The sequence below is a fragment of the Tropicimonas sp. S265A genome, assembly GCF_049800835.1.
GTDB lineage: Bacteria > Pseudomonadota > Alphaproteobacteria > Rhodobacterales > Rhodobacteraceae > Dinoroseobacter.
The window spans coordinates 899120-923505 of record NZ_JBNAFU010000001.1 but is presented as its reverse complement, the minus strand read 5'-3'; the positions used below and the strand labels follow the sequence as shown (position 1 = coordinate 923505).

23 protein-coding genes and 1 tRNA gene are annotated in these 24386 nt (G+C 61.8%); 16 read left to right on the top strand and 8 right to left on the bottom strand.

The features are described 5' to 3' along the window. Positions 1-7: 7 nt before the first annotated feature. Positions 8-820, bottom strand: coding sequence for a phosphonate ABC transporter ATP-binding protein (gene phnC, locus ACP15N_RS04565; RefSeq protein ID WP_425091030.1), 813 nt, complete (start codon positions 818-820; stop codon positions 8-10). A gap of 225 nt (positions 821-1045) precedes the next feature. Here phnC and ACP15N_RS04560 point away from each other — a divergent pair, with 225 nt between their 5' ends. The 3 genes from ACP15N_RS04560 to ACP15N_RS04550 all read left to right on the top strand — a co-directional run bounded on the left by ACP15N_RS04560 (position 1046) and on the right by ACP15N_RS04550 (position 4968). Next, complete coding sequence (locus ACP15N_RS04560; RefSeq protein WP_425091029.1) at positions 1046-1345, top strand: hypothetical protein; 300 nt, start codon at positions 1046-1048, stop codon at positions 1343-1345. Positions 1346-1454: 109 nt separating this feature from the next. Further along, positions 1455-2612, top strand: coding sequence for a BamA/TamA family outer membrane protein (locus tag ACP15N_RS04555; RefSeq protein ID WP_425091028.1), 1158 nt, complete (start codon positions 1455-1457; stop codon positions 2610-2612). Between the two features lie 556 nt (positions 2613-3168). Continuing rightward, positions 3169-4968, top strand: a complete 1800-nt coding sequence (locus tag ACP15N_RS04550; protein ID WP_425091027.1) for an ABC transporter ATP-binding protein — start codon at positions 3169-3171, stop codon at positions 4966-4968. 54 nt (positions 4969-5022) lie between these two features. On the opposite strand, the gene ACP15N_RS04545 is transcribed toward ACP15N_RS04550, so the two are convergent. Continuing rightward, a tRNA-Ile gene (locus ACP15N_RS04545) sits at positions 5023-5099 on the bottom strand. Between the two features lie 125 nt (positions 5100-5224). Here ACP15N_RS04545 and purM point away from each other — a divergent pair. From purM to xth, 4 genes are all read left to right on the top strand, one after another. After that, positions 5225-6274, top strand: a complete 1050-nt coding sequence (gene purM, locus ACP15N_RS04540) for a phosphoribosylformylglycinamidine cyclo-ligase (protein ID WP_425091026.1) — start codon at positions 5225-5227, stop codon at positions 6272-6274. Further along, entirely contained in the window at positions 6271-6876 is a 606-nt protein-coding gene (gene purN, locus ACP15N_RS04535) for a phosphoribosylglycinamide formyltransferase (RefSeq protein WP_425091025.1), read from the top strand. The genes purM and purN overlap by 4 nt, the downstream gene beginning before the upstream one ends. Positions 6877-6967: 91 nt before the next feature. After that, a complete protein-coding gene (gene rnd / locus ACP15N_RS04530; protein ID WP_425091024.1) occupies positions 6968-8125 on the top strand; it encodes a ribonuclease D in 1158 nt (385 codons plus the stop codon). 115 nt (positions 8126-8240) lie between these two features. Then, a complete protein-coding gene (gene xth, locus ACP15N_RS04525) occupies positions 8241-9020 on the top strand; it encodes an exodeoxyribonuclease III (protein WP_425091023.1) in 780 nt (259 codons plus the stop codon). On the opposite strand, the gene ACP15N_RS04520 is transcribed toward xth, so the two are convergent. The 3 genes from ACP15N_RS04520 to dksA all read right to left on the bottom strand — a co-directional run bounded on the left by ACP15N_RS04520 (position 9017) and on the right by dksA (position 11936). Beyond that, positions 9017-10177, bottom strand: a complete 1161-nt coding sequence (locus ACP15N_RS04520; protein ID WP_425091022.1) for a WD40/YVTN/BNR-like repeat-containing protein — start codon at positions 10175-10177, stop codon at positions 9017-9019. The two genes, xth and ACP15N_RS04520, sit on opposite strands and share 4 nt — an antisense overlap. Before the next feature lie 54 nt (positions 10178-10231). Next, positions 10232-11401 (bottom strand): FAD-dependent monooxygenase, encoded by a 1170-nt coding sequence (locus tag ACP15N_RS04515; protein WP_425091021.1) that lies wholly within the window; start codon positions 11399-11401, stop codon positions 10232-10234. A gap of 112 nt (positions 11402-11513) precedes the next feature. Then, the gene (dksA, locus tag ACP15N_RS04510; RefSeq protein WP_425091602.1) at positions 11514-11936 is read right to left on the bottom strand and encodes an RNA polymerase-binding protein DksA; all 423 of its coding nucleotides are present in this window, start codon (positions 11934-11936) and stop codon (positions 11514-11516) included. A 179-nt stretch (positions 11937-12115) separates the two neighbouring features. On the opposite strand from dksA, the gene ACP15N_RS04505 reads away from it, so the two are divergent. From ACP15N_RS04505 to ACP15N_RS04485, 5 genes are all read left to right on the top strand, one after another. After that, positions 12116-12958: an AAA family ATPase gene (locus ACP15N_RS04505; protein WP_425091020.1), complete on the top strand. Its 843-nt coding sequence runs from the start codon at positions 12116-12118 to the stop codon at positions 12956-12958. Positions 12959-13041: 83 nt separating this feature from the next. Beyond that, positions 13042-13500, top strand: coding sequence for an N-acetyltransferase family protein (locus ACP15N_RS04500; RefSeq protein WP_425091019.1), 459 nt, complete (start codon positions 13042-13044; stop codon positions 13498-13500). After that, positions 13497-14873: a DUF2927 domain-containing protein gene (locus ACP15N_RS04495; RefSeq protein ID WP_425091018.1), complete on the top strand. Its 1377-nt coding sequence runs from the start codon at positions 13497-13499 to the stop codon at positions 14871-14873. The genes ACP15N_RS04500 and ACP15N_RS04495 overlap by 4 nt, the downstream gene beginning before the upstream one ends. Continuing rightward, complete coding sequence (locus ACP15N_RS04490; protein ID WP_425091017.1) at positions 14873-15046, top strand: hypothetical protein; 174 nt, start codon at positions 14873-14875, stop codon at positions 15044-15046. The genes ACP15N_RS04495 and ACP15N_RS04490 overlap by 1 nt, the downstream gene beginning before the upstream one ends. A gap of 4 nt (positions 15047-15050) precedes the next feature. Then, positions 15051-16238, top strand: coding sequence for a vWA domain-containing protein (locus ACP15N_RS04485; protein ID WP_425091016.1), 1188 nt, complete (start codon positions 15051-15053; stop codon positions 16236-16238). Positions 16239-16284: 46 nt separating this feature from the next. Here the strand turns inward: ACP15N_RS04485 and ACP15N_RS04480 are convergent, their stop codons facing one another. After that, complete coding sequence (locus tag ACP15N_RS04480; RefSeq protein ID WP_425091015.1) at positions 16285-17673, bottom strand: multicopper oxidase family protein; 1389 nt, start codon at positions 17671-17673, stop codon at positions 16285-16287. 152 nt (positions 17674-17825) lie between these two features. Here ACP15N_RS04480 and ACP15N_RS04475 point away from each other — a divergent pair, with 152 nt between their 5' ends. Together ACP15N_RS04475 and ACP15N_RS04470 are read left to right on the top strand one after the other, a co-directional pair. After that, entirely contained in the window at positions 17826-18134 is a 309-nt protein-coding gene (locus ACP15N_RS04475; RefSeq protein ID WP_425091014.1) for a c-type cytochrome, read from the top strand. A gap of 149 nt (positions 18135-18283) precedes the next feature. Continuing rightward, positions 18284-19546, top strand: a complete 1263-nt coding sequence (locus tag ACP15N_RS04470) for a PQQ-dependent sugar dehydrogenase (protein WP_425091013.1) — start codon at positions 18284-18286, stop codon at positions 19544-19546. Positions 19547-19624: 78 nt separating this feature from the next. On the opposite strand, the gene serS is transcribed toward ACP15N_RS04470, so the two are convergent. Continuing rightward, the gene (gene serS, locus ACP15N_RS04465; RefSeq protein WP_425091012.1) at positions 19625-20920 is read right to left on the bottom strand and encodes a serine--tRNA ligase; all 1296 of its coding nucleotides are present in this window, start codon (positions 20918-20920) and stop codon (positions 19625-19627) included. 210 nt (positions 20921-21130) lie between these two features. Here serS and ACP15N_RS04460 point away from each other — a divergent pair, with 210 nt between their 5' ends. Beyond that, positions 21131-22318, top strand: coding sequence for a CAP domain-containing protein (locus tag ACP15N_RS04460; RefSeq protein ID WP_425091011.1), 1188 nt, complete (start codon positions 21131-21133; stop codon positions 22316-22318). A gap of 104 nt (positions 22319-22422) precedes the next feature. On the opposite strand, the gene ACP15N_RS04455 is transcribed toward ACP15N_RS04460, so the two are convergent. Then, on the bottom strand, positions 22423-23817 hold the full coding sequence (locus ACP15N_RS04455; RefSeq protein ID WP_425091010.1) for a pentapeptide repeat-containing protein: 1395 nt from the start codon (positions 23815-23817) through the stop codon (positions 22423-22425). A 249-nt stretch (positions 23818-24066) separates the two neighbouring features. On the opposite strand from ACP15N_RS04455, the gene yajC reads away from it, so the two are divergent. Next, the gene (gene yajC, locus ACP15N_RS04450) at positions 24067-24384 is read left to right on the top strand and encodes a preprotein translocase subunit YajC (RefSeq protein ID WP_425091009.1); all 318 of its coding nucleotides are present in this window, start codon (positions 24067-24069) and stop codon (positions 24382-24384) included. The last annotated feature ends 2 nt before the right edge of the window (positions 24385-24386 follow it).

Below are 24386 nucleotides of genomic sequence, written 5' to 3'. Positions count from 1 at the left end.
GACTGGCTCAGGCATTCACGGCGGCTTTTGCGGCCTGCCTGTCCAGCGTTTCGATTTCCGTGGATGTCGCAGCTTCGGAAAAATCCGCGCCCGCGCCATAAATGTCGCGCGCGACACCGGTTGTCAGTTGCTCGGGCGTGCCATCGAAGACGATGCGCCCATCCCGCATTCCGATGACCCGGTCGCAATACTTGCGGGCGGTATCAAGCGTGTGCAGGTTGGCGATCACCATACGCCCGTCTTCCTCGTGAATGCGGCGCAGCGCCTCCATCACGATCTGGGCGTTCATCGGGTCAAGCGAAGCGATGGGTTCATCCGCAAGGATGATCTGCGGGTCTTGCATCAGGGCGCGGGCGATGGCCACGCGTTGCTGCTGGCCACCGGATAACGCCTCGGCGCGTTTGGCGGCATGTTCCACGATTCCCAGCCGGTCCAGCAGCGCAATGGCGTGATGAATGTCCGCCTGCGGATAGAGGTTGAACATCGTGGCCAGCGTGGAGCGCCTGTTCAACGTGCCGTGCAGCACATTGGACACCACGTCCATGCGTGGTACCAGGTTGAACTGTTGAAAGATCATCGCGCAGCGCGCCTGCCATGACCGGCGTGCGGCCCCGCGCAGGCGCGTGATTTCCTGATCCTCGAAAACAATCGAGCCGCTGGTCGCGTCGCTGAGGCGGTTCAGCATCCGAAGGAGCGTCGACTTGCCCGCACCCGAGCGCCCGATGATGCCGATCATCTTTGGCTTGTCTACTGAAAATGTTACATTTTCTACAGCCGTTTTCGTGCCGAACTGCTTTGTCAGCGCGTCAATCGCAAGCATGCACACCCCCTGTGGTCTCGGTGGGAACTAGGGTGCGAATTCAACATCCATTAAACAGTTTTGCTTCAAATCTGTGAAATACCAGCAACAGATTTGTGACGCAGGGCGTCTGGTTTGCCGCTCTCTGACCGCCAAAACGACAGGTCTGTAAAAACGTTACAGTTTACCCATTCGTAGGCTTCATAAAATCGTTACAAAACGATCCTGTCATGATAGCCTGCGCACATGGCATTTAGGTTCATGATCCTTTCGGCACTTTTGCTTGCCTTGCCGCATCCGGGCAACGCGCGGATTGCAGAGGTGTTCTGCGACGACCGTGCGCGGCTCGAAGATCGGTTCCTGTCCGAACCCGGAGCGACCCGGCGGGGACGGGGCCTGCGCGGGGCAGAAACCCTGATGGAGGTGTGGGTTCAACCGCGCACCGGAGCCTGGACGCTCGTTCAGCAATACGCTAACGGGACGGCTTGCGTGGTTGCGATGGGGGAAAACTGGGAAACGCTTCAGCCGGTTGGTGATCCCTCCTGAGGATATCGGTTTGATCAGGCCACGGCGCCGCACCTGTCCTGTCTGTGTGACCTGAAACCAGCAACGAAATCGACCTGGCCGGCGCTGGTATGGATACGCAGCCCCGCCCGTGGCATACCCGGTCCACACTCTGTCCGGACGCCACGCCTTGCCCCTGTCACGCCTTGCGATCTTCCTTACGCTGGTTCTTGCAGCGATGCCGATGCATCCGCTGCGCGCCCAGACGTCGGATTGGGTGACAAGCCCCGTCAAGCAAACATCCGAAAACCCGGAGGAAGCGCTCGGACTACGAGATGGAAACTTCATCGCCGTACCCGTCCCGTTCTCCAGCCCGGCTGTCGGCAGCGGCCTTGCGATCGGCGGCGGCTATCTGTTCAAGCTGTCACCGGGGGCACGGACGTCCTTCTTCGGGATCGGCGCGCTGAGGTCCGAGAAAGGGTCCGAGGCATACCTTGCAGCCGCGAGTGTGGCGTTTAACGAGAACAAATGGCTTCTGGACATTGCCTTCGGCTCCGCCGACCTGCGCTACGATCTGATCTCTGGCGTTGCCGATATCCCGCTACGCCAGGCCGGGGACATCGCGAATGTCGGACTGGCCTACGGCGTGACCCCCAATTTGTCCTTCGGCGGAAATATTCGCTACCTCGATACCGACGTGACGCTCGATTTCGGGGCTCCGGGGTCTCTCCCGGATGAACTGCTGCCAGAGGCCAATCTGGAACTGGTCAATTTCAGTCTGACCGCGGATTGGGACCTGCGTGATGACACGGACTACCCCACACGGGGCAGGCGTCTGTATGGCGAGGTGATGCAGGCGGTCGTGCTGAACGCCGATGAACGCCGATATGAACGCGCGATCCTTCGGCTTGATGGGTATTACCCACTGACTGAACAGACCGTTCTTGCGGGGCGCGCGGCAACCTGCGGCGCATCCGAAGACACACCTTTCTTCGACAAATGCTCCATCGGGATTACCGACAACTTTCGCGGGTTCAATGGCACCCGGTTCCTGAACGACCGCATGCTGTCGTTTCAGGTCGAGGTGCGGCAACGGTTTACAAAGCGCATCGGTGGTGTCGCCTTCGCCGGTACGGGCTGGAGCGGCGCCACTTACGATGCCTTGCGCGACAATGGCAGTAACGTCGCCGGCGGCCTGGGGGTGCGATACCGCGTTTCGCAGTCGTTTCCCGTCGACCTTGCCGTGGATGTCAGTCGAAACGACCTGGGGGAGGAGCTTTTGTACATCTCCGTCGGCCAGCGCTTCTGAGGTCTGCGCGGCCTCGTCAGGCAGGTGAGTGGGGGGCTGCTGACGAGGCCACGGGCCCCTGAGCGTCAATGCGACGACAAGACCCGGAAGATGACGCGCCGCAAGTGCGGATGTATCGGCGCTGCGTCATCTGTTCACGCGGAGTGGACACGGGCAGACAAAGCGACCCGCTGAGCGACCGACAACTGTGATGGCGTGCCGGACGATGCATTCGTACCCGGAACCGCGGCGGGACGTTTGCGCCATCGCGCCAAACTGTGTCGTTCACACGCCAGTGTTTGTTCGTATGGCGCCAATCGGCTGACCGGGTGCAAATGCCACGGCGCGTTCTTGCGATGTGTCTTGTAATCCTCTTCTGACCTGCTCATATGGCGATCCTGTTGCAGCACAAGACGCCCCTGAGGTATTCGGAACGCAAACACGCCGCCGCCGTCCTTATTCGTACATACCGTCGATGAAGGTGCATCGGGGCGCGGCGCAGGGCAGAAAGCATGCAACACCAGCGCACACGCCCCGTGTATCTCTTGCGCGACCTGATGATTTGGATTGATCCGGAATGAAAGCCCTGCTCAACAGACTGGCCGCCAGCGAAGGCGCTGAAAACGGAACCGGTGCATTGCTCGCGCGCCTTTTGCGCGAAAATCTCAAGTCGCAGCGCAAGAATTACGGGATCGCGATGGTGGCGATGGTCGTTGTCGCAAGCACGACCGCCCTGACTGCCTACCTCATGGAAGAAATCGTCGATGCGATGACAGCGTACGAGAATCGCACGCAGATCTACCTCGTCGCGCTCGCGGTCATGACGGTCTTTGTCGTCAAAGGTTTGGCGACCTACACCCAGCTTGTGTTCATGGCGCGCGCCGGGAACCGAATTGTGGCCCATATGCAGGAAAAGCTGTTCAACAAGCTGATCCGGCACGGTGTCTCATTTTTCAACCTGAGCGCTTCGTCGGATTTGTTGATGCGCTTGACCAACGGGGCGATGGGCGCGCGCACCGTAATGGACATTATCGTAACGTCCTTCGTGCGCGACACGCTCACACTGATCGGTTTGGTTGCGGTGATGTTTTACCAGCAACCGACCCTGTCGTTGATCTGCCTGATCATAGGTCCCCTTGCCATTCTGGGGGTCCGGTCACTTCTCAAGCGCGTGCGCGAGATCATGAAGCAGGAGATGATGTCGCTTACCGAGATCATCAAGGTGGTTCAGGAAACGTCGCGCGGCATCCAGATTATCAAAGCCTTCGCGCTTGAGGAAAAAATGACCGACCGGATGCGCGTGGCGGTCAAAGCCGTCGAAGCCCGGGCCAACTCCATCGTGCGCCTTGAGGCGATTACCAGCCCGCTGATGGAAACCCTGGCCGGGTTTGCGATCGCGGCGGTTGTGGCGTTGAGCGCACTCAACCTGATGGGCGGAGAGCCTCCCACCGCTGGCCAGCTGATGTCATTCGTCACGGCGCTTTTGATGGCCTACGAGCCCGCGAAACGCCTGTCCCGCATGCGAGTGTCCATCGAGGCCGCTATGGTGATGGTCCGTTTGATGTTCGAGTTGCTCGACTACGAAGAACTCCTGGTGGAGGCCCCCGGGTCCAAGCCGCTTGAACCTGGACCCGGGCGCGTGGCGCTGGAGAATGTCAGCTTCGGGTACAGGGACGATACGACAGTTCTGAATGGCCTCGATCTTACCTTCGAGCCGGGCAGCATGACCGCGCTTGTCGGCCCCTCGGGCGGGGGAAAATCCACCATCTTCAATCTGATCATGCGGCTCTATGATCCCACCGAAGGCACCGTGACCATCGACGGACAGGACCTGTCCAAGACGACATTCGAGTCGATCCGGGAGCGCATCTCGTTTGTTGGACAGGATACGTTCCTGTTCTCGAACACGGTTATGGAGAACATTCGCTTCAGCCGACCCGACGCCACGGACGAAGAAGTGTTCGAAGCAGCTCGCGCGGCAAATGCCCACGATTTCATTCTCAAGCTCCCGAATGGCTACGACACGGAGGTCGGGGAAGACGGATCGTTCCTGTCCGGCGGGCAGAAGCAGCGGCTGTCCATCGCGCGCGCGATGCTGCGAAAAAGCAGCATCCTTCTTCTGGACGAAGCGACCAGCGCGCTTGACGCATCTTCGGAAGCCCTCGTGAAGGAAGCGCTGGCGCGGCTTACGAAAAACACCACGACGATCGTGATTGCCCACCGCCTCGCGACCGTGTTGGAGGCGGACTGCATTCATGTCCTGAAGGACGGGCAATTGACAGAAAGCGGAACTGCGCGCGAGTTGTTGGCCAAGAAAGGTGTCTTCAAGACCCTGTTCGACCATCAATTTGAAGGGTATTCCATCGCCAGCGAATAGGCGCGGGCAGGAGGGTTCACCGGGGTAAGCGGGAAACCCGGCTGGGATTCGGATTGGTAGGCCCGGCAGGACTTGAACCCGCAACCAAAGCGTTATGAGCGCTCTGCTCTAACCAATTGAGCTACAGGCCCGCCACGTTCTTCGATACCAGACCCATCGCCCCGGTCAAGCACTCTGGGTGGCGCGCGACAAAGCCTCGTGGACAGCGCCGGTGCATCCTGCTAGCAGGCCCGCAATCGCAGGTCCGGAGGTCCCGATGAGCACGCAGAAAAACGGTCTGACCTATGCCGAAGCAGGCGTCGATATCGACGCGGGCAACACTTTGGTTGACCGGATCAAGCCCGCGGCGAAGGCGACCGCAAGATCAGGGGTCATGGCCGGTCTTGGCGGTTTCGGGGCGCTTTTCGACCTCAAGGATGCCGGATACAGCGATCCGATTCTTGTTGCGGCAACAGACGGTGTGGGCACCAAACTGCGCATCGCCATCGACACCGGTCATTTCGATACGATCGGGATCGATCTGGTCGCCATGTGCGTCAACGACCTGGTTTGCCAGGGGGCGGAACCGCTGTTCTTTCTGGACTATTTCGCAACCGGCAAGCTCGATCTCGATGACGCCACGGCGATCATCACCGGCATTGCGAAGGGATGTGAAGCCTCGGGGTGCGCACTGATCGGGGGAGAGACTGCCGAGATGCCGGGCATGTACGCGGGTGGTGATTTCGATCTGGCGGGTTTCGCAGTCGGCGCGATGGAGCGCGGCGCGGATCTGCCGGCAGGTGTGGCCGAAGGCGATGTGCTGCTTGGTCTGGCGTCGGACGGCGTACATTCCAACGGCTATTCCCTCGTGCGCAAGATCGTTGAAATGACGGGGCTTGGGTGGGATGCGCCCGCGCCGTTTGCGCCCGAAATCACACTCGGTGCGGCCCTCTTGGCCCCGACGCGACTCTACGTCAAACAGGCGCTTGCGGCGGTGCGCGCAGGCGGTGTGCACGGCTTGGCGCACATAACCGGCGGCGGGCTTACCGAAAACCTGCCCCGTGTCCTTCCCGATGGATTGGGGGCGGAGATCGATCTGGGCGCCTGGACCTTGCCGCCGGTGTTCAGCTGGCTGGGAGCAGCGGGTGGACTGGCGCAGGACGAAATGCTCAAGACCTTCAACTCCGGGATCGGTATGGTGCTGGTTGTGGACCCCTCCCGGGCGGATGCTTTGGCGCAACTCTTGACCGAAGCCGGAGAAACCGTATCGCGGCTTGGTGAAGTGACCGCAGGCGAGGGCGTGCGCTATTCTGGAGCGCTTGCGTGACGAAACGGGTCGCCATCCTGTTGTCCGGTGGCGGGTCCAACATGCTCAAGCTTGTTGAAAGCATGACAGGCGATCATCCCGCGCGTCCGGTCCTTGTCGCCTCCAACGACCCGGGCGCTGGTGGGCTGGCGCGGGCGGCCGCGCTGGGTCTGGCCACTGCCGCGGTCGATCATCGTCCCCATGGCAAGGACCGCGCCGCGTTCGAGGCAGCCTTGTCCCGCCATCTTGACGCTGCCGCGCCCGACATCGTCTGCCTTGCTGGCTTCATGCGGGTGCTCACCGAAGGTTTCGTGCGGAAATGGGAAGGAAAGATGCTCAACATCCACCCCTCGCTCTTGCCGAAATACAAAGGCCTTCACACCCATGCGCGCGCGCTTGAGGCCGGCGATGCAGAGCATGGGTGCACCGTCCACGAAGTCACCCCCGCACTTGATGACGGGCCGATCCTCGGCCAGGCGCGCGTCCCTGTCCTGAAGGACGACACGCCCGACACGCTTGCCGCTCGGGTCCTGACCCAGGAGCACATTCTCTACCCGCGGGTGCTACGGCGGTTTGCCCAAGGTCATCGAGACCCCGTTTTTCTCGATACAAGCGTTCGGTGACGACGGCCCCCCTGTTTTTCTGTTTCGAAACGGGCTACACCAAACGCGCGGGGCAGCAGAGTAACAAGAACAGAAAGCAACCTGTCGATCCATGAATGTCATCACAACGACCCAGGACCTGGCTGCTTTTTGCGCCAGGGCAGCAGACCACCCCTACATCACCGTCGATACCGAGTTCCTGAGGGAGCGGACCTATTACGCCAAGCTGTGCCTTGTGCAGGTGGCCTATCCCGGCGAAGGCGAAGACAGCGCGGTTCTGATTGACCCGCTCTCCGAGGGGGTATCCCTCGACCCGCTGATCGCGCTTTTCCGGAACCCGGATGTGACCAAGGTGTTTCACGCCGCGCGCCAGGATCTTGAGATTTTCTTCATCGATTACGATGTGTTGCCGCGCCCGCTGTTCGATACGCAGGTGGCGGCGATGGTCTGCGGCTTCGGAGAACAGGTCGGATACGAGACGCTGGTGCGCAAGATCGCCAAGTCGAGCCTCGACAAGACCTCGCGGTTCACGGACTGGTCGCGCCGGCCCCTTTCCAAGGCGCAGAAAACCTATGCACTGGCGGATGTGACCCATCTGCGCGTGATCTACGAGCATCTTGCAGCCGAGATTGACCGGACTGAACGGCGAGGCTGGGTCGAAGAGGAACTCGAAGTTCTGCTGACCCCTGGTACCTACGTGGTCGAACCTGATGACGCGTGGCGCCGGGTCAAGACCAGAACGAGCTCCGGAAAGTTCCTTGCCGCCGTCAAAACCCTTGCCCGGTTCCGCGAAATCCATGCCCAGACCCGCAACATGCCGCGCAACCGGGTGTTCAAGGACGACGCCTTGCTTGAGTTGGCCTCGACCAAGCCCGCCTCGATTCACGATCTGGGCAAATCGCGTCTGTTGCTGCGCGAGGCGCGTAAGGGCGAAATCGCAGATGGCATCCTTGCCGCGATTGCAGAAGCCAAGGCGATGCCCCCAGAAGATCACCCGCGCGTGGACAACGCACGTGACAAGCTTCAGGTCAATTCAGCGCTCGCCGATCTGCTCAGGGTACTGCTGAAGGCCAAGTCCGAAGACGCCGGCGTCGCGCAGAAAATGATCGCAACGGCCTCCGAACTGGATGAAATTGCCTCCGGCAAGCGGGACGGAACCGCCTTGCGGGGGTGGCGCGCGAAAGTCTTCGGACAGGATGCGCTGCGCCTCTGCGACGGCAAGATCGCGCTGGGTACGGAAGGTCGCTCCGTTCGCATCGTGGAATTGTGACCCTTACCCCTTCAAGCCTAAAAATATCCCTGCCACAGGCACAAAAGTCCCCCTGTCGGATAGACAAGGTCGCGGCGCTTTGGTTGTCTTTGATGCGTTCCGCCCGGGGGGTCAGATGAAAATTGCAACGTTCAATATCAACGGAATAAAGGCTCGCATCAACGCACTGCCCGAATGGTTGAAAGCGGCGGAGCCTGATGTCGTCCTGCTTCAGGAAATCAAGTCCATCGATGCCGCCTTCCCGCGCGAGCTGTTCGAGGATATGGGGTATGCCGTGGAAACTCACGGACAGAAAAGCTTCAACGGGGTCGCGATCCTGTCGAAGCTCCCGCTTGAAGACGTGGCACGCGGCCTGCCCGGAGATGCGGAGGATGAGCAGGCCCGCTGGATCGAGGCCACGGTCATGGGCGACGTGCCGATCCGGGTATGTGGTCTCTACCTGCCCAATGGCAACCCGGCGCCCGGTCCGAAATACGACTACAAACTCGCATGGATGACCCGGCTCAAGGCCCGTGCCGCAGAGTTGCTGGCAACCGAGGAACCCGCACTGATGGCCGGGGATTACAACATCATCCCGCAGGATGAAGACGCCGCGCGGCCCGAGGTCTGGCAACAGGACGCGCTTGCGCTGCCTGCTTCCCGACAGGCCTATCGCGAGATCCTGAACCTTGGGTTTACCGAGGCGTTTCGCGCTCGCACCCAGGGCCCGGGACACTATTCATTCTGGGACTATCAGGCAGGCGCCTGGCAGAAAAACGATGGCATCCGGATTGATCATTTTCTGATGACGCCTGAATGCGCAGACCTGCTGCGCGCGTGCCAGATCGATGCTGCGGTCCGTGGCGGCGACAAGCCGTCTGACCACGTGCCCGTCTGGGTCGACCTCGCAGCCTAGGCGCGCGAAAGCGTTTCCACCGACAGGATTGTCGGCAGGTGACGGGCGATCTCGGACCAAGTGCAACCCATATCGAAGCTCGCGAACACGGATCCTGAATTGGTGCCGAAATAGATCCCGAGAGGGTTAGCTTCATCATGCGCCATGGCCTGGCGCAACACGGTAAAGAAACACGCCTCCTGTGGCAGCCCGTTGCGGCAGGCCTCCCAGTTTGCGCCGCAGTCGATCGACCGCCAGACCGCGGCGGCCGCATTTGGCGGGTACCGCCCCGCGCTGTCGCCGTTCAGAGGGATGGTCCAGATACAATTTGGGTCCTGCGGATGCACGAGGATCGGAAACCCGAAGGTGCTCGGCAACCCGAGCGTGATGTCATCCCAACTGCGCCCACCCGAGTCGGACCGCCATACGCCATGGTGGTTCTGCTGGTACAGCACATCCTCCGTCCCGGGCGCGCGTACCATGTTGTGTACGCAGTGCCCGATTTCTCCATGCGCGGGTGCGGCGGGATGATCTTGGCCAGCGCAGGCCGTCGCATTGGACAACCGGTTGCGTCGGGTCCAGCTGGCCCCACCGTCCTCGGTGGCAAAAACGCCCGCAGCCGAGATGCCGATCCACATCCGGTCCGGGTCCCGGGGATGGGTCACGATCGTGTGCAAGGTCAGGCCCGCAGCGCCGGCATTCCATGAATCCGCGGAGGGATGATTTGCGAGGCTTTCAACCTCCGCCCAGGTCTGCCCGTCGTCTTTGCTGCGCAACAAGCGCGCCGGTTTCGTGCCCGCGAAAAGCGCGCCATGCGCATGGTGCAAGCTCCATATCTGTTCGAACGCGCTGCCGAATGGCTTGGGGGTGTCGGTCCAACCGATCATCTCGGCAAAATCGGGGTCGTTTGCGGCCCAGGTGTCGCGCTGGCCGTCGGTCAGCCGTGCGACCTGCCAGTGGGCCCCGTGATCGTCCGAGCGCCAGACACCCGCCCCCTCCCACGCGCCGCCACCTGCGGCCCAGATGCGCCCTGTCTTTGGGTCGCTCGTCATGTGGTTGATCGTCCAGCCGTCGCAGAACGGACCAGCGACTGTCCAGGTCGCCTCTGCGTGCACCCGTTCCAGAAAGAAGGCGCCCTTCGTTGTCCCCAGCAAGACCGTTGTTGCACCAGCCGACATATCGCTCTCCCCGGTTTGTGCGGCGAGTATACCACAGATCCGGGCGATGCTCGGTCAGCTGGCGGTTACATCGGTGTTGTAGAGCCAGTCGAACTTGCGCAAGGGCATCGTGGGCGAGGTCCGGTTGAGCATACGCAGCGCGATATGCGCCATCGTGCGAACCGGTCCTTCGGGAAGATGATAGGCTTTGGCGTTGGCATTTGCCGCTGCCACTGCGCGCGCCGTGCGCGCCTGCCGCATCACCTGATAGCGCGCGAAAGCTTCGGCGTCGTCGGCGCTGTCACTCATGCACGACGCCAGAACCCACGCATCTTCGATGGCCAAATTGGCCCCCTGCGCAAGGAACGGCAGAGTCGGATGGGCAGCATCACCAAGGATCACGGATGCGCCCCGGTGCCAGACGGGGGCGACCTCGTGGCGAAAAAGACCCCAGACATGCACATCGCGGGCCGATTCCAGCCAGCCGCGCACCCGCGGCGGAAATCCGGCAAAGGCGCGCGCCACGCGCATCGGGTCGTCCCGGTGGCTCCAGCCCTCGGCGGTCCAGCGGTCCCGCTCTTCGACGGCGACGATGTTGCGCTCTGTTCCGCCGCGCAACGGATAGGTGACCAGGTGGCGCCCCGGTCCCATGAACACCTGTGCGCAGGGCTCGGGGAACTGGGTTTGCGGCAGAACCATGCGCCATGCAACCTGACCGGTGAAAAACGGCTGTGCAGGCTTGTCCAGCGCGCGCCGCACAGGGCTATGCAGCCCATCCGCCCCAACCAGCATGGAGACGGGTTCGCATGTTCCGTCTGCAAATCTCAGGCTCACGGCCTCGCTGTCGCTGAAAACGACCTGATCGACCTTGCGCCCAAGCTCGACGGCTACCCCTGCAGTCCGCGCGGCAGCGGCCAGCATGTCGATCAGATCGGCGCGGTGGATCAGGTGGAAGCCCGGGTCCGCGCCGAGCGGCATGCGCAGAACTTCTTCGCCGTCGCTATAGTCCCGTAAGACAACTGCTTCGGACCTGACCGCGCGGGATATCAGCGCGTCCGACAGCCCCAGCGCGGCCAGCACACGCGCGCCATTCGGGCTGATCTGTAGGCCGGCACCGACCTCGCGGATGGCGTCGGACTGCTCAAGCACCCGCACCTGTGCGCCGCGGGCAGCAAAGCACAGCGCTGCGGTCAGCCCCCCAATTCCAGCCCCAAGGACTGTTATCTCTCTCCCGAGCAACACCATATCTGGGGAGTACCCTCAATATCGCGGGGTTCAAAGTCAGAAACCGAAAACACCGGAGGCGAGGCTCCGGTGTTGGACTGGTTGTGGCGATTTTGCATCGCGCCCGGAGGGCTCAGTCGTCGCGATGAACTTTTTCGCGGCGCTCGTGCCGTTCCTGCGCTTCGAGGCTCAGGGTTGCAATCGGACGGGCGTCGAGACGCTTGAGCGAGATCGGCTCGCCGGTTGCTTCGCAATAGCCGTATTCGCCCTCGTCGATCCGGCGCAACGCCGCGTCGATCTTGGAGATCAGCTTGCGCTGACGGTCCCGTGTACGCAATTCCAGCGCGCGGTCCGTCTCTTCGCTGGCGCGATCCGCAACGTCGGGGATGTTCCGCGCCGCGCCTTGCAATTCGCTGATCGTGCTCTGGCTGTCTTCGAGCAGATCGGTTTTCCACGCCAGCAGCTTGCGACGGAAATACTCGGTCTGCTTGTCATTCATGAATGGCTCGTCCTCGGCGGGGCGATAATCATCCGGTAGAAACGTCTCGACTTTCATGTCTGCTCCCTCGTGCAGGCCGGTTTCGCCTTGCGTGCTCAGCGCAGACATCCGGCTCCCTCCCATGTCGTTTCCCATACTGAAATTCCCCAACGTTGTCACGGATATATAGGGCCTTGCGGGCAGATTTCTAAGCTGGTGTAACGTCGCATAGACACACTTGTGAAAGGGCGCGCCTCATGCGTTTTGACGGCACCAAAGACTACGTTGCGACCGATGACCTGAAGGTCGCGGTCAATGCCGCTGTAATGCTGGAACGCCCCCTGTTGGTCAAGGGGGAGCCGGGAACAGGGAAAACGGAATTGGCGCGACAGGTTTCAGCCGCATTGGGCCTGCCGATGCTGGAATGGGCGGTCAAGTCCACCACACGCGCGCAACAGGGTTTGTACGAATACGATGCCGTCTCTCGGCTGCGCGACAGTCAGCTTGGCGAAGACCGCGTCCATGACATTTCCAACTACATCAAGAAGGGCAAGCTCTGGCAGGCATTCGAGGCCGACGGCAAGGTAGTCCTGTTGATCGACGAGATCGACAAGGCGGATATCGAGTTTCCGAACGACCTGCTGCAGGAACTCGATAAGATGGAATTCTTCGTTTACGAGACCGGAGAGACGATCCGCGCCAAACACCGCCCGATCGTCATCATCACATCGAACAACGAAAAGGAATTGCCTGACGCCTTCCTGCGGCGCTGCTTCTTTCACTATATCGCGTTCCCGGATGAGGCGACGCTGCGCAAGATCGTCGAGGTGCACCATCCCGGCATCAAGGGCGCGCTTCTGTCGACGGCGCTGACGCAGTTCTACGAGATCCGCGAGACCCAGGGACTCAAGAAGAAACCCTCCACCTCCGAAGTGCTCGACTGGCTGAAGCTGCTCCTGGCGGAGGATTTGAAGCCCGAAGATCTGAAACGCGACGGGGCCAATGCATTGCCCAAGCTGCACGGCGCACTTCTGAAGAATGAGCAGGATGTCGCTCTTTTCGAGCGTTTGGCCTTCATGGCACGCGGGCAGCGGCGCTAGGCGCGCCATTATCGCGCCCATTTTACCTGTTTGTTTGCTGCCGATGGCTTGCCAGACCGGCAGGTCCAGACCATGGTAACCCTATGAGCCCGCTTAGTCTTTCCATTCGCCCGATCCGAGCTCAGGATGTTGGTCAATGGCGGCCGCTGTGGGCAGCGTATCTCGAATTTTATGAGACCACGCTGCCGCAAGAGGTCTACGAGACCTCGTTCGCGCGGCTGACGGATCCCGCCGTCACCGACTATCACGGGCGGATCGCGTGGGAGGGCGACACTGCCCTTGGGCTGGTGCATTTCATCTATCATCGGCACGGATGGCATGTTGACCCCGTGTGCTACCTGCAGGACCTGTTCACCGTCCCCGGCGCGCGCGGCAAGGGTGTGGCGCGCGGCCTGATTTCGGAGGTTTATGCCCAGGCCGACAGGGACAACGCCGCGTCCGTTTACTGGCTGACGCAGGATTTCAATACCCGCGCGCGCCAGCTCTACGATCAGGTGGCGACCGTGACTCCGTTCATCAAATACGTGCGGTCCGCAGCATGAGGGTAATCGCTGCCCTCGGTATGATGGCGCTCCTTGCCGGGTGCGCAACGCCGCCCGATGGCGCGGCCCGCCGCACCCCGCAGCAGGTCGAGCTGCCGCCAATGAAAACCTTCTCGCGCTACCGCCCCGGGCCGGTTCTGGGGTCCAACAGCCAATTGGCGGCGGATTTCCTGGAGCTGAGTTTCGAGATGGAGTCGGGGCGCAAGCTGGACCGGTTCACACGGTTCGAGGGGCCTGTTCGCGTCGCCGTGCGCGGCACGCCGCCACCCACACTGCGCCCCGATCTGGCGCGGCTGATCGACCGCTTGCAGCGCGAGGCCCGGATCGACATCGCCCCCGCCGGTCAGGGCGAAACGCCCCAGATCGTGATCGAGACGATGCCACGCCGCCAGATACAACGCTATGTTCCGCAGGCGGCCTGTTTCGTTGTGCCGAATGTGGGAAGCTGGCGCGAGTTCGTGCGCTATCGTCGGTCTGACCGGGTCAATTGGACATTGCTTGAAACCCGGACGCAGGCGGCGATTTTCATTCCCAACGACGTGAGCCCGCAAGAGGTACGAGACTGCCTGCACGAAGAGGTCGCGCAAGCCCTCGGGCCGTTGAATGACCTCTACCGATTGCAGAACACCGTCTTCAACGATGACAATTTCCACCCGGTTCTGACCAGTTTCGATATGCTGATGTTGCGCATTACCTACGCGCCGGAACTCCGTTCGGGCATGTCGCGACAGCAGGTGGAAGAGCGTTTGCCGCGCATCCTGGCGCGCCTCAACGGGAGCGGCCAGCAGCGCGGACCGGCCCAGCCCTCCAATGCGCGGCGGGACTGGATCAATGCGATCGAAGCCGCCCTTGGTCCCGGAACGCCGTCGCGACAACGCGCGCGTCGCGCGTTGGATGCCGTGGAGATTGCCGAGCAGGCCGGCTTCACAGACGGGCGGCTCGCGTTTTCATATTTCGCGCTTGGTCGGTTGTCGTTGTCGACCGATCCTGACCTGTCGTTCGCGTCCTTCATTCAGGCAGGCGGGCTTTATACCGAAGCCGCCGGAACAGAAGTTCAGCAAGCCCACGTTACCATGCAGATTGCAGCTTTTGCGTTGACGACGGGGCAGGCCGAGACCGCCCTGAGGCTTGTGAACTCCGCCTTGCCCGCAGTGCAGCAATCGGAAAACGCGGCGCTTTTGTCTACGCTGTTGATGATGAAAGCCGAAGCGCTCGATCTGATGGGCCGCCGCAATGAGGCGGCCGCGGTGCGGCTCGACAGTCTGGGATGGGCACGTTATGGCATCGGCGACGACGCGCAGGTGCGCGCGCGGCTGGCCGAGATCGCCTCGCTACCGCCACCGGGCCTGCAAAACAAAGGGCAGGGGAGCTGATGCTGGTTATAGCAGGGGCAGTTGGTGGCGGCGCGTGGGGCGCCTGGCTGGCCAGAAAACGTGGTGGTCTGAAGAAGGACATCGCCCAGTATGCGGCGGCGTTCGCAATCCTGTGGTCGGTGCTGGGCCTGATCGCGACCATTGTGATCGAGCGTATGGCCGCCGGGGGCTGAGCGCATGTTCCTGCCTTTCTTTGCGGAGCTTCGAAAGGCCGGTGTCCCGGTAACCCTGCGCGAGCACCTGACGTTTCTGGACGGGGTGGCACAAGGGATTGCCACCTACGATGTCGACACATTCTACTACCTTGCGCGCGCGGCCCTGGTGAAGGATGAGCGGCATCTCGACCGGTTTGACCGGGCTTTCTCCACGGCCTTTCAAGGGCTCGAAGCCATCGGGGTCGAACAGGTTCTGGAGGCGGTTGATCTGCCGGGGGACTGGCTGGAGAAGCTTGCCGAAAAGCACCTGACACCCGAAGAGCGTGCGGAAATCGAAGCGCTCGGGGGGTTCGACAAGCTGATGGAGACTCTCAAGGAGCGGCTCAAGGAACAGCAGGGGCGCCATCAGGGCGGCAACAAGTGGATCGGCACAGCCGGAACGTCGCCCTTCGGCGCCTATGGCTACAATCCCGAAGGCGTGCGGATCGGACAGGACGAAAGCCGTCACCGCCGCGCCGTAAAGGTCTGGGACAAGCGGGCGTTTCGCAACCTGGACGACAGCGTCGAACTGGGCACACGGAACATCAAGGTTGCGCTCAAGCGCCTGCGCCAATGGGCGCGCACCGGCGCGCGTGAGGAACTGGATCTGGACAACACCATCCGCTCCACTGCCGAGCAGGGGTACCTGGACGTCAAAACCCGACCCGAACGGCACAACGCGGTCAAGGTCCTGCTGCTCCTGGATGTTGGCGGGTCGATGGATGATCACATCCAGATGGTCGAAGAGTTGTTTTCCGCTGCGCGTGCGGAGTTCAAACACCTCGAATACTACTATTTCCACAACTGTCTTTACGAAGGCGTCTGGCGCGACAATCGCCGCCGCTGGTCCGAGCAGATCCCGACTTGGGAAGTGCTGCACACCTACGGCTCGGATTACAAATGCATCTTCGTCGGGGATGCCTCGATGTCGCCGTACGAGATCGCCTATCCCGGTGGCGCGAACGAGCATTGGAACGCCGAAGCCGGACATGTCTGGCTGTCACGCGCCCGCGATCAATGGCCACAGCACATGTGGCTCAATCCGGTGCCCGAAAAGCATTGGCAATACACTCAATCCATCGGGATGATTCAGGAGGTGTTCGGTGCGGATCGCATGGTGCCCATGACGCTCGAAGGGATCGATCGCGGCATGCGCGTCCTCGGACGATGACCGGCGTTCCAGAACCCGCGCCAGCCTTGGGCCAACAGCCCTCTGGCTAGGTCACACGCAGCCAGGTCATCATGCCGGCGGCCGCGTGTTCCAGCATATGGCAGTGCAAGAGCCAATCGCCGGGATTGTCAGCGACAAATGCGATCTCGGCCGTTTCGGATCGGTTGACCAGCAACGTGTCGCGCAAGGGCCCAGTGGTGCCGTCCTCGAAGACCTGCCGAAAATGATGCCCGTGCAGGTGCATGCCATGGCCCCAGGCGGTCTCGTTGACCATCCGGATGCGGATCGTCTCGCCACGGCCAGCCTCGATCAACGGCGCGTCTCCCATTCCGGTCATGCCATTGAAAGCCCAGGCATTCCCAGCTGCGGCCATATCCCTGATGCCAGTCATCTGACCGTTCATCATGGCGCCGTTCAACCCGCCCATTGCGCCGCCCTCCATCACGAGGTCGATCCGTCGTGCTTGCGCCAGATCTCCGAGCGCGGGAACCGGGTTGCTTGGCAGGGCGGCCGGGGCCGGGCGCGTGGTTGTCCCGTCACGCCCGCGCACGGGGAAGCTCGCGATCGCATAACCTCCGTCGCGCTCGAAACTTACCAGCATTGCCTCTTCGCCCGTCTCTGCGGTGACATCAACCAGCAGGTCCACGCGCTGCGCCGGAGCCAGCGTCAGGCGGCTCAGGGGCTGGGGCGTCTCCAGCGGCATACCATCCAGCGCGACGACCCACCCATTGAACCCGCGCGCCTCCAGCACAAAGACGCGGGCGTTGGCCGTGTTGACCAGCCGCAGACGCAAACGCGCATGGCGCGCCACCGGACGCGTCCAGTCACCCCGGCCATTGATGGTGATCCAGTTGCCAATCCTTCCGGCATGGGCACGGTCATGCATGTTGCCGAACCCGTCGGCGATCTGCGCCTCAGGCGTCAGCCGCCAGTCATCAAGCAGCAGCACCTCGTCATCGGTGACCTCCGGACCGCCGTCGCGTTCTTCGACGATCAGGGCGCCATACATCCCCCGGGCCATCTGCTCGTAGGTGCGGTTGTGCGGATGGTACCAGTAGGTGCCCGCGTCCGGCACCTCGAAATCATACAGAAAGTCCTGCCCGGGCAACACGGCCTCCTGTGTCATGCCGGGCACGCCGTCCATGGCATTGTCGATCCGGATGCCATGCCAATGTACGCTGGAGGCCTGAGGCAATTCGTTGACGAACCGCTGGGTTACGCGAGCGCCCTGGTTAACGCGCAAGAGCGGCCCCGGCAATGTTCCGCCATACCCCCATATCTCGGTTTCCGGATAAGCCTCGGGTGCAAGGCGTGCGGTTCCCGGGCGCGCCACGAGCAGAGGTGCCGTGTTTGCAAGCGTGCCATGCGGACAAGACAGCGTGGCGGCGGTGCCCAGCAAGGTTTGGGCGAAATGGCGGCGGGTCAAACGCAGCATTGTGGTTCGCTCCTCTGGCGCGGCGTGTCAGCGGGGGGCTGCTCTGGTTGAAGCGATAACCTAGCTCTCGCTTTAGGGGAAGTCATCCCGCACGGGCGTCATCTCTGGCCAAGGCTTCTGCCGGGGCTAGCTTGACGTCGGGAGGATACAGGATGACACGTTTGAATTTCGCGATCTGCGCCACGTTTGCGGCAGCTATCAGCGCGGCACAGGCTGGGGACGTGACCGTTGGACAGGAGCTGTACGGCGATACCTGCGCCAACTGCCACGGTCCCACGGCAAAGGGCATGGCAAGCTATCCGGGCCTCGCTGGAAAGGAACAAGGCTATCTCATCAATCGACTGGAGACCTACCGCGCGGGAGAAAAAGTCGGGCCGAACTCCGCCCTGATGATCCCGATGGCCGCCGACCTCAGTGATGATGACATCGCGAATATCGCGGCCTTCCTTGCCGGTTCCTGAACTGGGCCCGCGATCAACGCGCCGTTCGATGTTGAAGCGCGTCCAAAGCGCGTTACCTTTACGTCACCCGAGAGGGCCAATTACCAGTTGATTTCATTTTAGAACGTTCCTCTCGGGCCAAGAGCCAAATGACTCAGGGAGGAGTTATTATGAAAGATCGCATTTCTGCGTTCGCGCTTTGCACGGCCATGGCAGCGCTTGCCGGACCGGCCTTTGCTGCCAATACCACCAGCCTCACGCACACCTTGGTCCTGTCGGACCTCGAAAACCCGTGGGACATGGCGTTTCTGCCCGACGGCACGATGTTCTATACCGAAAAATGCAAGGGCCTCTCGGTGCGGTTGCCGGACGGGTCTGTGAACAAACTGCTCGGCATGCAGGGAACCGAGGATGACTACGCCAGCACGGCGGAGGATCTGTTCTGCGAAGGCCAGGCCGGCATGCAGGGCGTTGCCGTCGACCCGGACTTTGCCGAAAACAGGCAGATCTATGTCTATTCGACCTCCAACATGACCGCGCCGGGCACGAACCGGCTCATGCGCATGACGGTCGGCGAAGATCTCGCCAGTGTGGGGGACCGCACCGATATCGTTGAGGATGTGCGGTACAAGCCCGAGGCAACCGACCATCCGTTTGGTGGGCCCGGCGCGCATAATGGCGGACGTGTCCGGTTCGGCCCTGACGGCTTCATCTACCTGACCACCGGAGACACGCACTTTGGCGAAGGCCCGCAAAGCCCCACGATCATCGCGGGCAAGGTGCTGCGGATCGACCGCGATGGCAACGCGGCCGAGGGCAACAGCCCGCCCGACGGGTTCGATCCGCGGATCTACACCTATGGGCATCGCAACGTGCAGGGCATCGCCTTCCACCCGTCCACCGGCACGCCGATCACCGCAGAGCATGGTCCGTGGCATTCGGACGAGATCACGGTGCTCGTCAATGGTGGGAATGCCGGATGGGACCCGCGCCCGAACGTGGGCGGTCGTGGCGCATGTCCGGATGACTATTGCGGCTACTCGCCCAACCAGATGGAAGGTATGGACCGCTACGAACGCGCGGCCTTCATGCCGATGACCGATCTGGCGACCTATCCCGATGCCATGCCGCCCATCTGGGACAACAACGGCTGGTCGCAGGGGACGTCCTCGGCCGCCTTCCTGACGGGCTCGGAATGGAGCGCGTGGGAAAACCACATGGTGGTCGGCATCATGGGCATCGGCTTTGGGGGCACACCAATCGGCCAGCGCATTGACGTGATCGAGCTGAACGACGCGGGCACCGAGGTCGTGGACGTTACCGAAATGACCCTTCCGATGGAGGCAGGCCGGTTTCGCTCGCTTGTGCTCGGTCCAGACGGTGCGCTGTATGCAGCCGTTGATCAGGGCATGATCCACAAGCTCGAACCCTGACCACGAAAGGCTGGCCGCATGCTGCGCGGCCAGTCCCCATTCACGTCGTAGGCCCCGACCGTTCCACCAGCGGGCGGGTTACACCAGCGCGCCGTCCGCAGCGATCCGCGTTTTTCCGCGCAGGTAAGGGTGCAGGACGTCCGGCAAGGTTACGGATCCGTCCGCCTCCTGTCCGTTTTCCAGTACTGCAATCAGGCAACGCCCAACGGCCAGGCCCGACCCGTTCAGCGTGTGCACAAACTCCGGCTTGCCGCTGCCTTCGGGTTTGAACCGCGCGTTCATCCGGCGCGCCTGAAAGTCTCCGCACACGGACACGGAACTGATCTCACGGTAAGTGTCCTGACCAGGCAGCCAAACCTCGATGTCGTGGGTGCGGCGCGCGCCAAAGCCCATGTCGCCGGTACACAGAACAACCGTACGGTAGGGCAGGCCAAGCGCCTCCAGAATACCCTCCGCGCAGCCCGTCATCCGGTCGAGTTCCGCGCGGCTTTCATCCGGGTGGGTGATAGAGACCATCTCCACTTTCTCGAACTGGTGCTGGCGCAGCATGCCCGCCGTGTCGCGCCCGGCCGATCCGGCCTCGGACCGGAAACACTGGGTGTGGGCAACATATCGGCGGGGCAGGGTGGCCGCGTCCACGACCTCGCCGTTCACAAGGTTGGTCAAAGACACTTCGGCCGTCGGCACCAGCCACCAGCCATCTTCGGTGCGGTAACTGTCCTCACCGAATTTCGGCAACTGCCCCGTGCCATACATCATCTCGTCGCGCACCAGAACGGGCGTCCAGGTTTCGGTAAGACCATTTTCTTCGACATGGGTGTCGATCATGAACTGCGCCAGCGCCCGGTGCACCCGCGCGACCGCGCCGTGCAGAACCACGAACCGGGCGCCCGAGAGCTTTGCAGCCACCTCAAAATCCATGCCGGGCAACACGGAGGGCAACTCGTAATGCTCCTTGGGGGCAAAGTCGAAACTGCGCGGGCTGCCCCAGCGCTTGATCTCGACGTTGTCCTCCTCGTCCGTTCCTTCCGGTGTGTCCTCATAGGGCAGGTTCGGTAGCCCCATAAGCATGTCCGTCAGCCGGACATCCTCGGCCTGCGCCTCGTCCTTCAGGCGGGCGATCTCAGCCTTCTTCTCAGCCACCAGCGCACGCAGGCGTTCGAACTCCGCCTCATCGCCCCGCCCCTTGGCAGCTCCCACCTCCTTGGAGGCCTTGTTCTGCTCCGCCTGCGCGGTCTCGGCCGCCAGAATCTTCGCCCGGCGCGCGGCGTCAACGGCTAGAATGTCGGCGGATACAGCGGCGACCCCGGGGCGCCGGGTCAGGGCCGCATCAAACGCGTCCGGGGTCTCACGGATCTGGCGAATATCGTGCATGTCGGTCCTCTTGCGGCGGGTCGTGTTGCGCAGGGTGTATGGCCTAGAAATGCACAGGCGGCTAGGGGCGCGGCACAGGAAAATGCGGCCTGCGCGGCAGTTGTTGTCGGCACAGCCTTGCCGACGCCGCAGCATGCACCGGCGCAGGGGGTATACTTGCGCTGCAAAACGCGGCATTAACCTTTTCGGGGGCATCGTTAGGACGACACGATGTTTCAAATTGTTCTTGTTTTGCTGGCAGGCGGCTTTGCTGCGATTGCTGGCGGCGGCTCTTCTTCCTCTTCTTCCGACGATGACACCGCCAACGGTGACGGCGCCGCGTCCGGCGGTCCACAACCGTTCGCACCCACGGGTGGCGCGACCCCGTCTCCTGCGCTGACGGCAACACCGGTCAGCGCGCTCGCCTTCTCGCCCGCCGCTGCGGCTCCTGATCCGAATGCCTACGCCTTGTCCTGGGCGGGCCTGACGGAGGAAGAACAACTCGTCGTCGAGTTGATCAACCGCGCGCGCATCGATCCGCAGGCGGAGGTCGCGCGCCTGAACGAACCGCTGGCCTCGGGTATCCCGTCCGCCCCAGCAGAGCCGCTGGCCGTCACGCCGGAACTCAGTGCGGCCTCCCGCGCGCACTCGCAGGACATGGACGACCGCAACTTCTTTGCCCACACCAACCCCTCGGGGGAGACGCCGGGCGACCGGGCGGTCGATGCTGGTCATGGGGAACCTTACGTGGGCGAGAACATCGGCTGGATCGCGTCGGGCAGCAAACCGACAGGGGCCGCCGCACAGACCCGGGTGGAGGCACACCACGAAAACCTGTGGGAGTCTGACGGCCACCAGAAAAACCTGATGAACGCCAGCCATTCCGAGATCGGCGTGGGCTATGACTACGGCTCGCAACAGGGGCTGAACGGATCGACCCACGTCACCCAGATGTTCGGCGACCGGGGCATTAACTACCTGACCGGCGTGGTCATCAAGGACGGCGACGCGGATGACTTCTATGACATGGGCGAGGGGCTGGGCGGCGTGAAGGTCACGGCCGATGACGGCGCGGACACCTATACCACCTCCACATGGGACGCGGGCGGCTACACCCTGGCACTGCCCCCCGGCAGCTACCACGTGACGTTCGAGGGCGGCGGGCTGAAGAGCGCCTACGCCAGCAACATCACCATCGGCGACGACAACGTGAAGCTCGACGTGATCGAGGATGAAGGCGGCGCCGTCGCCCTGACCAGCGCCGCCCCAGTGGACCCCACAACAGCCTCCGCCACGCTGGCCGAGATGGCAGTGGTGGAGACGCCGGAAGAGGGCGCGATGCCCCTGCCGGAGGTGCCGGTGGAAGAGGTGGTTTTGGAAGAGAATGTGGAGGAGGAAGCTGACCTCCTACTTGTATAATGTCGATCTTTTTGCAGAACATTGTTCTCGAAGTCGAGTGGCTTTGGTTTTGTTAACTGAATGCTAGAGTCAAGCGAGCAGCGCGGCGGCTTCGCTAGGACAACTCAGTCAAAAGCGTCAAGATCACGCAAATCTTCAGCCCATTTATTGTACGCATCGCGAGCCGCTTGCCAGTCTTCATTGCCCGGCGTGTCCGTCTCTCGAGCGACGTGCCAGTGATCAGGAAGGACTAAGTTGGGCGGTAGGATAACCCGCCCTATTCCTTGCTTGACCCCAAAAGCCGAATTGATCGCTTTTTGTGTCAAGCCCTTACTATCTGACAAATCAACGATCTGTCGGGATCCGTATATCCCAGTTGAACAAAGGTTAGCGCCTACGAAGCTTGCGTTTTCAAAGTCGATTTCCCGCAAAATTGCGCCTCCAAGATGCGCCATGTCGAGCTTTGCGTCCCAAAGTTTGGCCTTACTTAAGTCCGCATATCCGAGGTGGGCGCCTCCCAAGTTCGCTCCTATCATGTCGGCATTCTGTAGCTGAGACAGCGTGAGATTTGCTTTCTGCATCTTCGTGTACCAAAGGCGTGCCCGTTGCAATCCGGCCCCCCAAAGGCAGGCATCCTGTAACTTCGCATTGGAAAGGTCTGCATCGTGAAGTTTCGCACGCGTGAGGTCAGCTTCACTTAGATTAGCTTTACCAAGGGCAGCGCCGACCATAGCAGCTTGCGAAAGCATAGCTTTCTGCCAAGTACCTTGGGACATGTCGCTCAGTTGCAAGTTTGCTCTGCGAAAGTCGACACGGAAGCCAAGCGTTTCTTCTTGTAAAACTTGATGCTCCGCCCGCCGCCCGATCACCGTCAATGCCATCTGCGTATCGGTGCGCTGTTTCCAGTCGTCGGCTTGCTGTGGGTTTTCGTTGACCGGCACGATGCAGGCATTCTCCCGCACATAGGCGCAGAGAATTTCCATGATGCGGATATGATCCTCAGGGCTGTTCTCGGAAATCCTTTCCAGTGACAGGATTGCGCCGACCCGCACTTCGATGTTGGGTGCAGAGCGTTCGACAACTTGTGTCGATCCATCTGACGCCGTTTGTAGAACTTTCACAAGCTTTTCTGCGCCAAGCCCTTCGACAGCTTTGTTTATGCGGTCCGTGATGAGGTTCTGTTCGGCTGCAACGGTATGGCGCTGCGCGTAGCGGGTGCGCAATACAGTGAAAGGCAGAGCGATCGCGGCCGCCAAAGTGGCGGTCAGTGTCGCAATCGTCAGGAGAAACCAGCGGTACCCTTCCCAGCCCGTCGATGTTTGCGCGTCTACGAAACGGCCAATAGTGAATGACAGCACCGCAATCAGACCGACCGCGAGGGTCAAGATGATAACGGCGTAAAGAGCTGCTGCGCCCCAGCCAAACAGCCTGCCGAGCCAGAGTAGCCTGCTGAAGTCGGGCGTGATGGAAAAGCCCAACCATTCGACAAAAGCTTTGAGCTTGTCTGTTTGCTCACTCATGCTCAAATCGCCTCAATCAACCCGACCACCCAAGCCGAAACGACCGTGCATTTCAACTCCTAGCTGGGGACCAGCCGCTCGCTTGCGCGTCCGCCACAAACCCCACCGGTTGCCGTGGCCCTCCGACGCCCTTATCTGCCTTGAAGCGCGCGCTGGCCCCGAGTAGGGTGCGCGCCGATTGATACCGGTGCCGGGTGGTGCGTTCGCGGGGCGGATGCGGGCCGCTCCAATGACAAAAGGGAAGACCTCATGTTCGCAACTCCTGCCTATGCACAGGCCGCCGGCGGTGGGGGGGCGTTTGCCTCTTTCGTGCCGCTGATCCTGATCTTCGGGATCATGTATTTCCTGCTGATCCGTCCGCAGCAGAAGAAGGTCAAGGAACACAAGGCGATGGTCGAGGCGCTGCGCCGGGGCGACCAGATCGTCACGCAAGGCGGCGTGATCGGCAAAGTCACCAAGGTTGTCGACGACAACGAAGTGAAGGTGGAGATCGCCTCGGGCACCGAGGTGCGCGTCGTGCGTCACACGATCCAGCAGGTCATTACCAAGACCGAACCGGCGAGCTAACC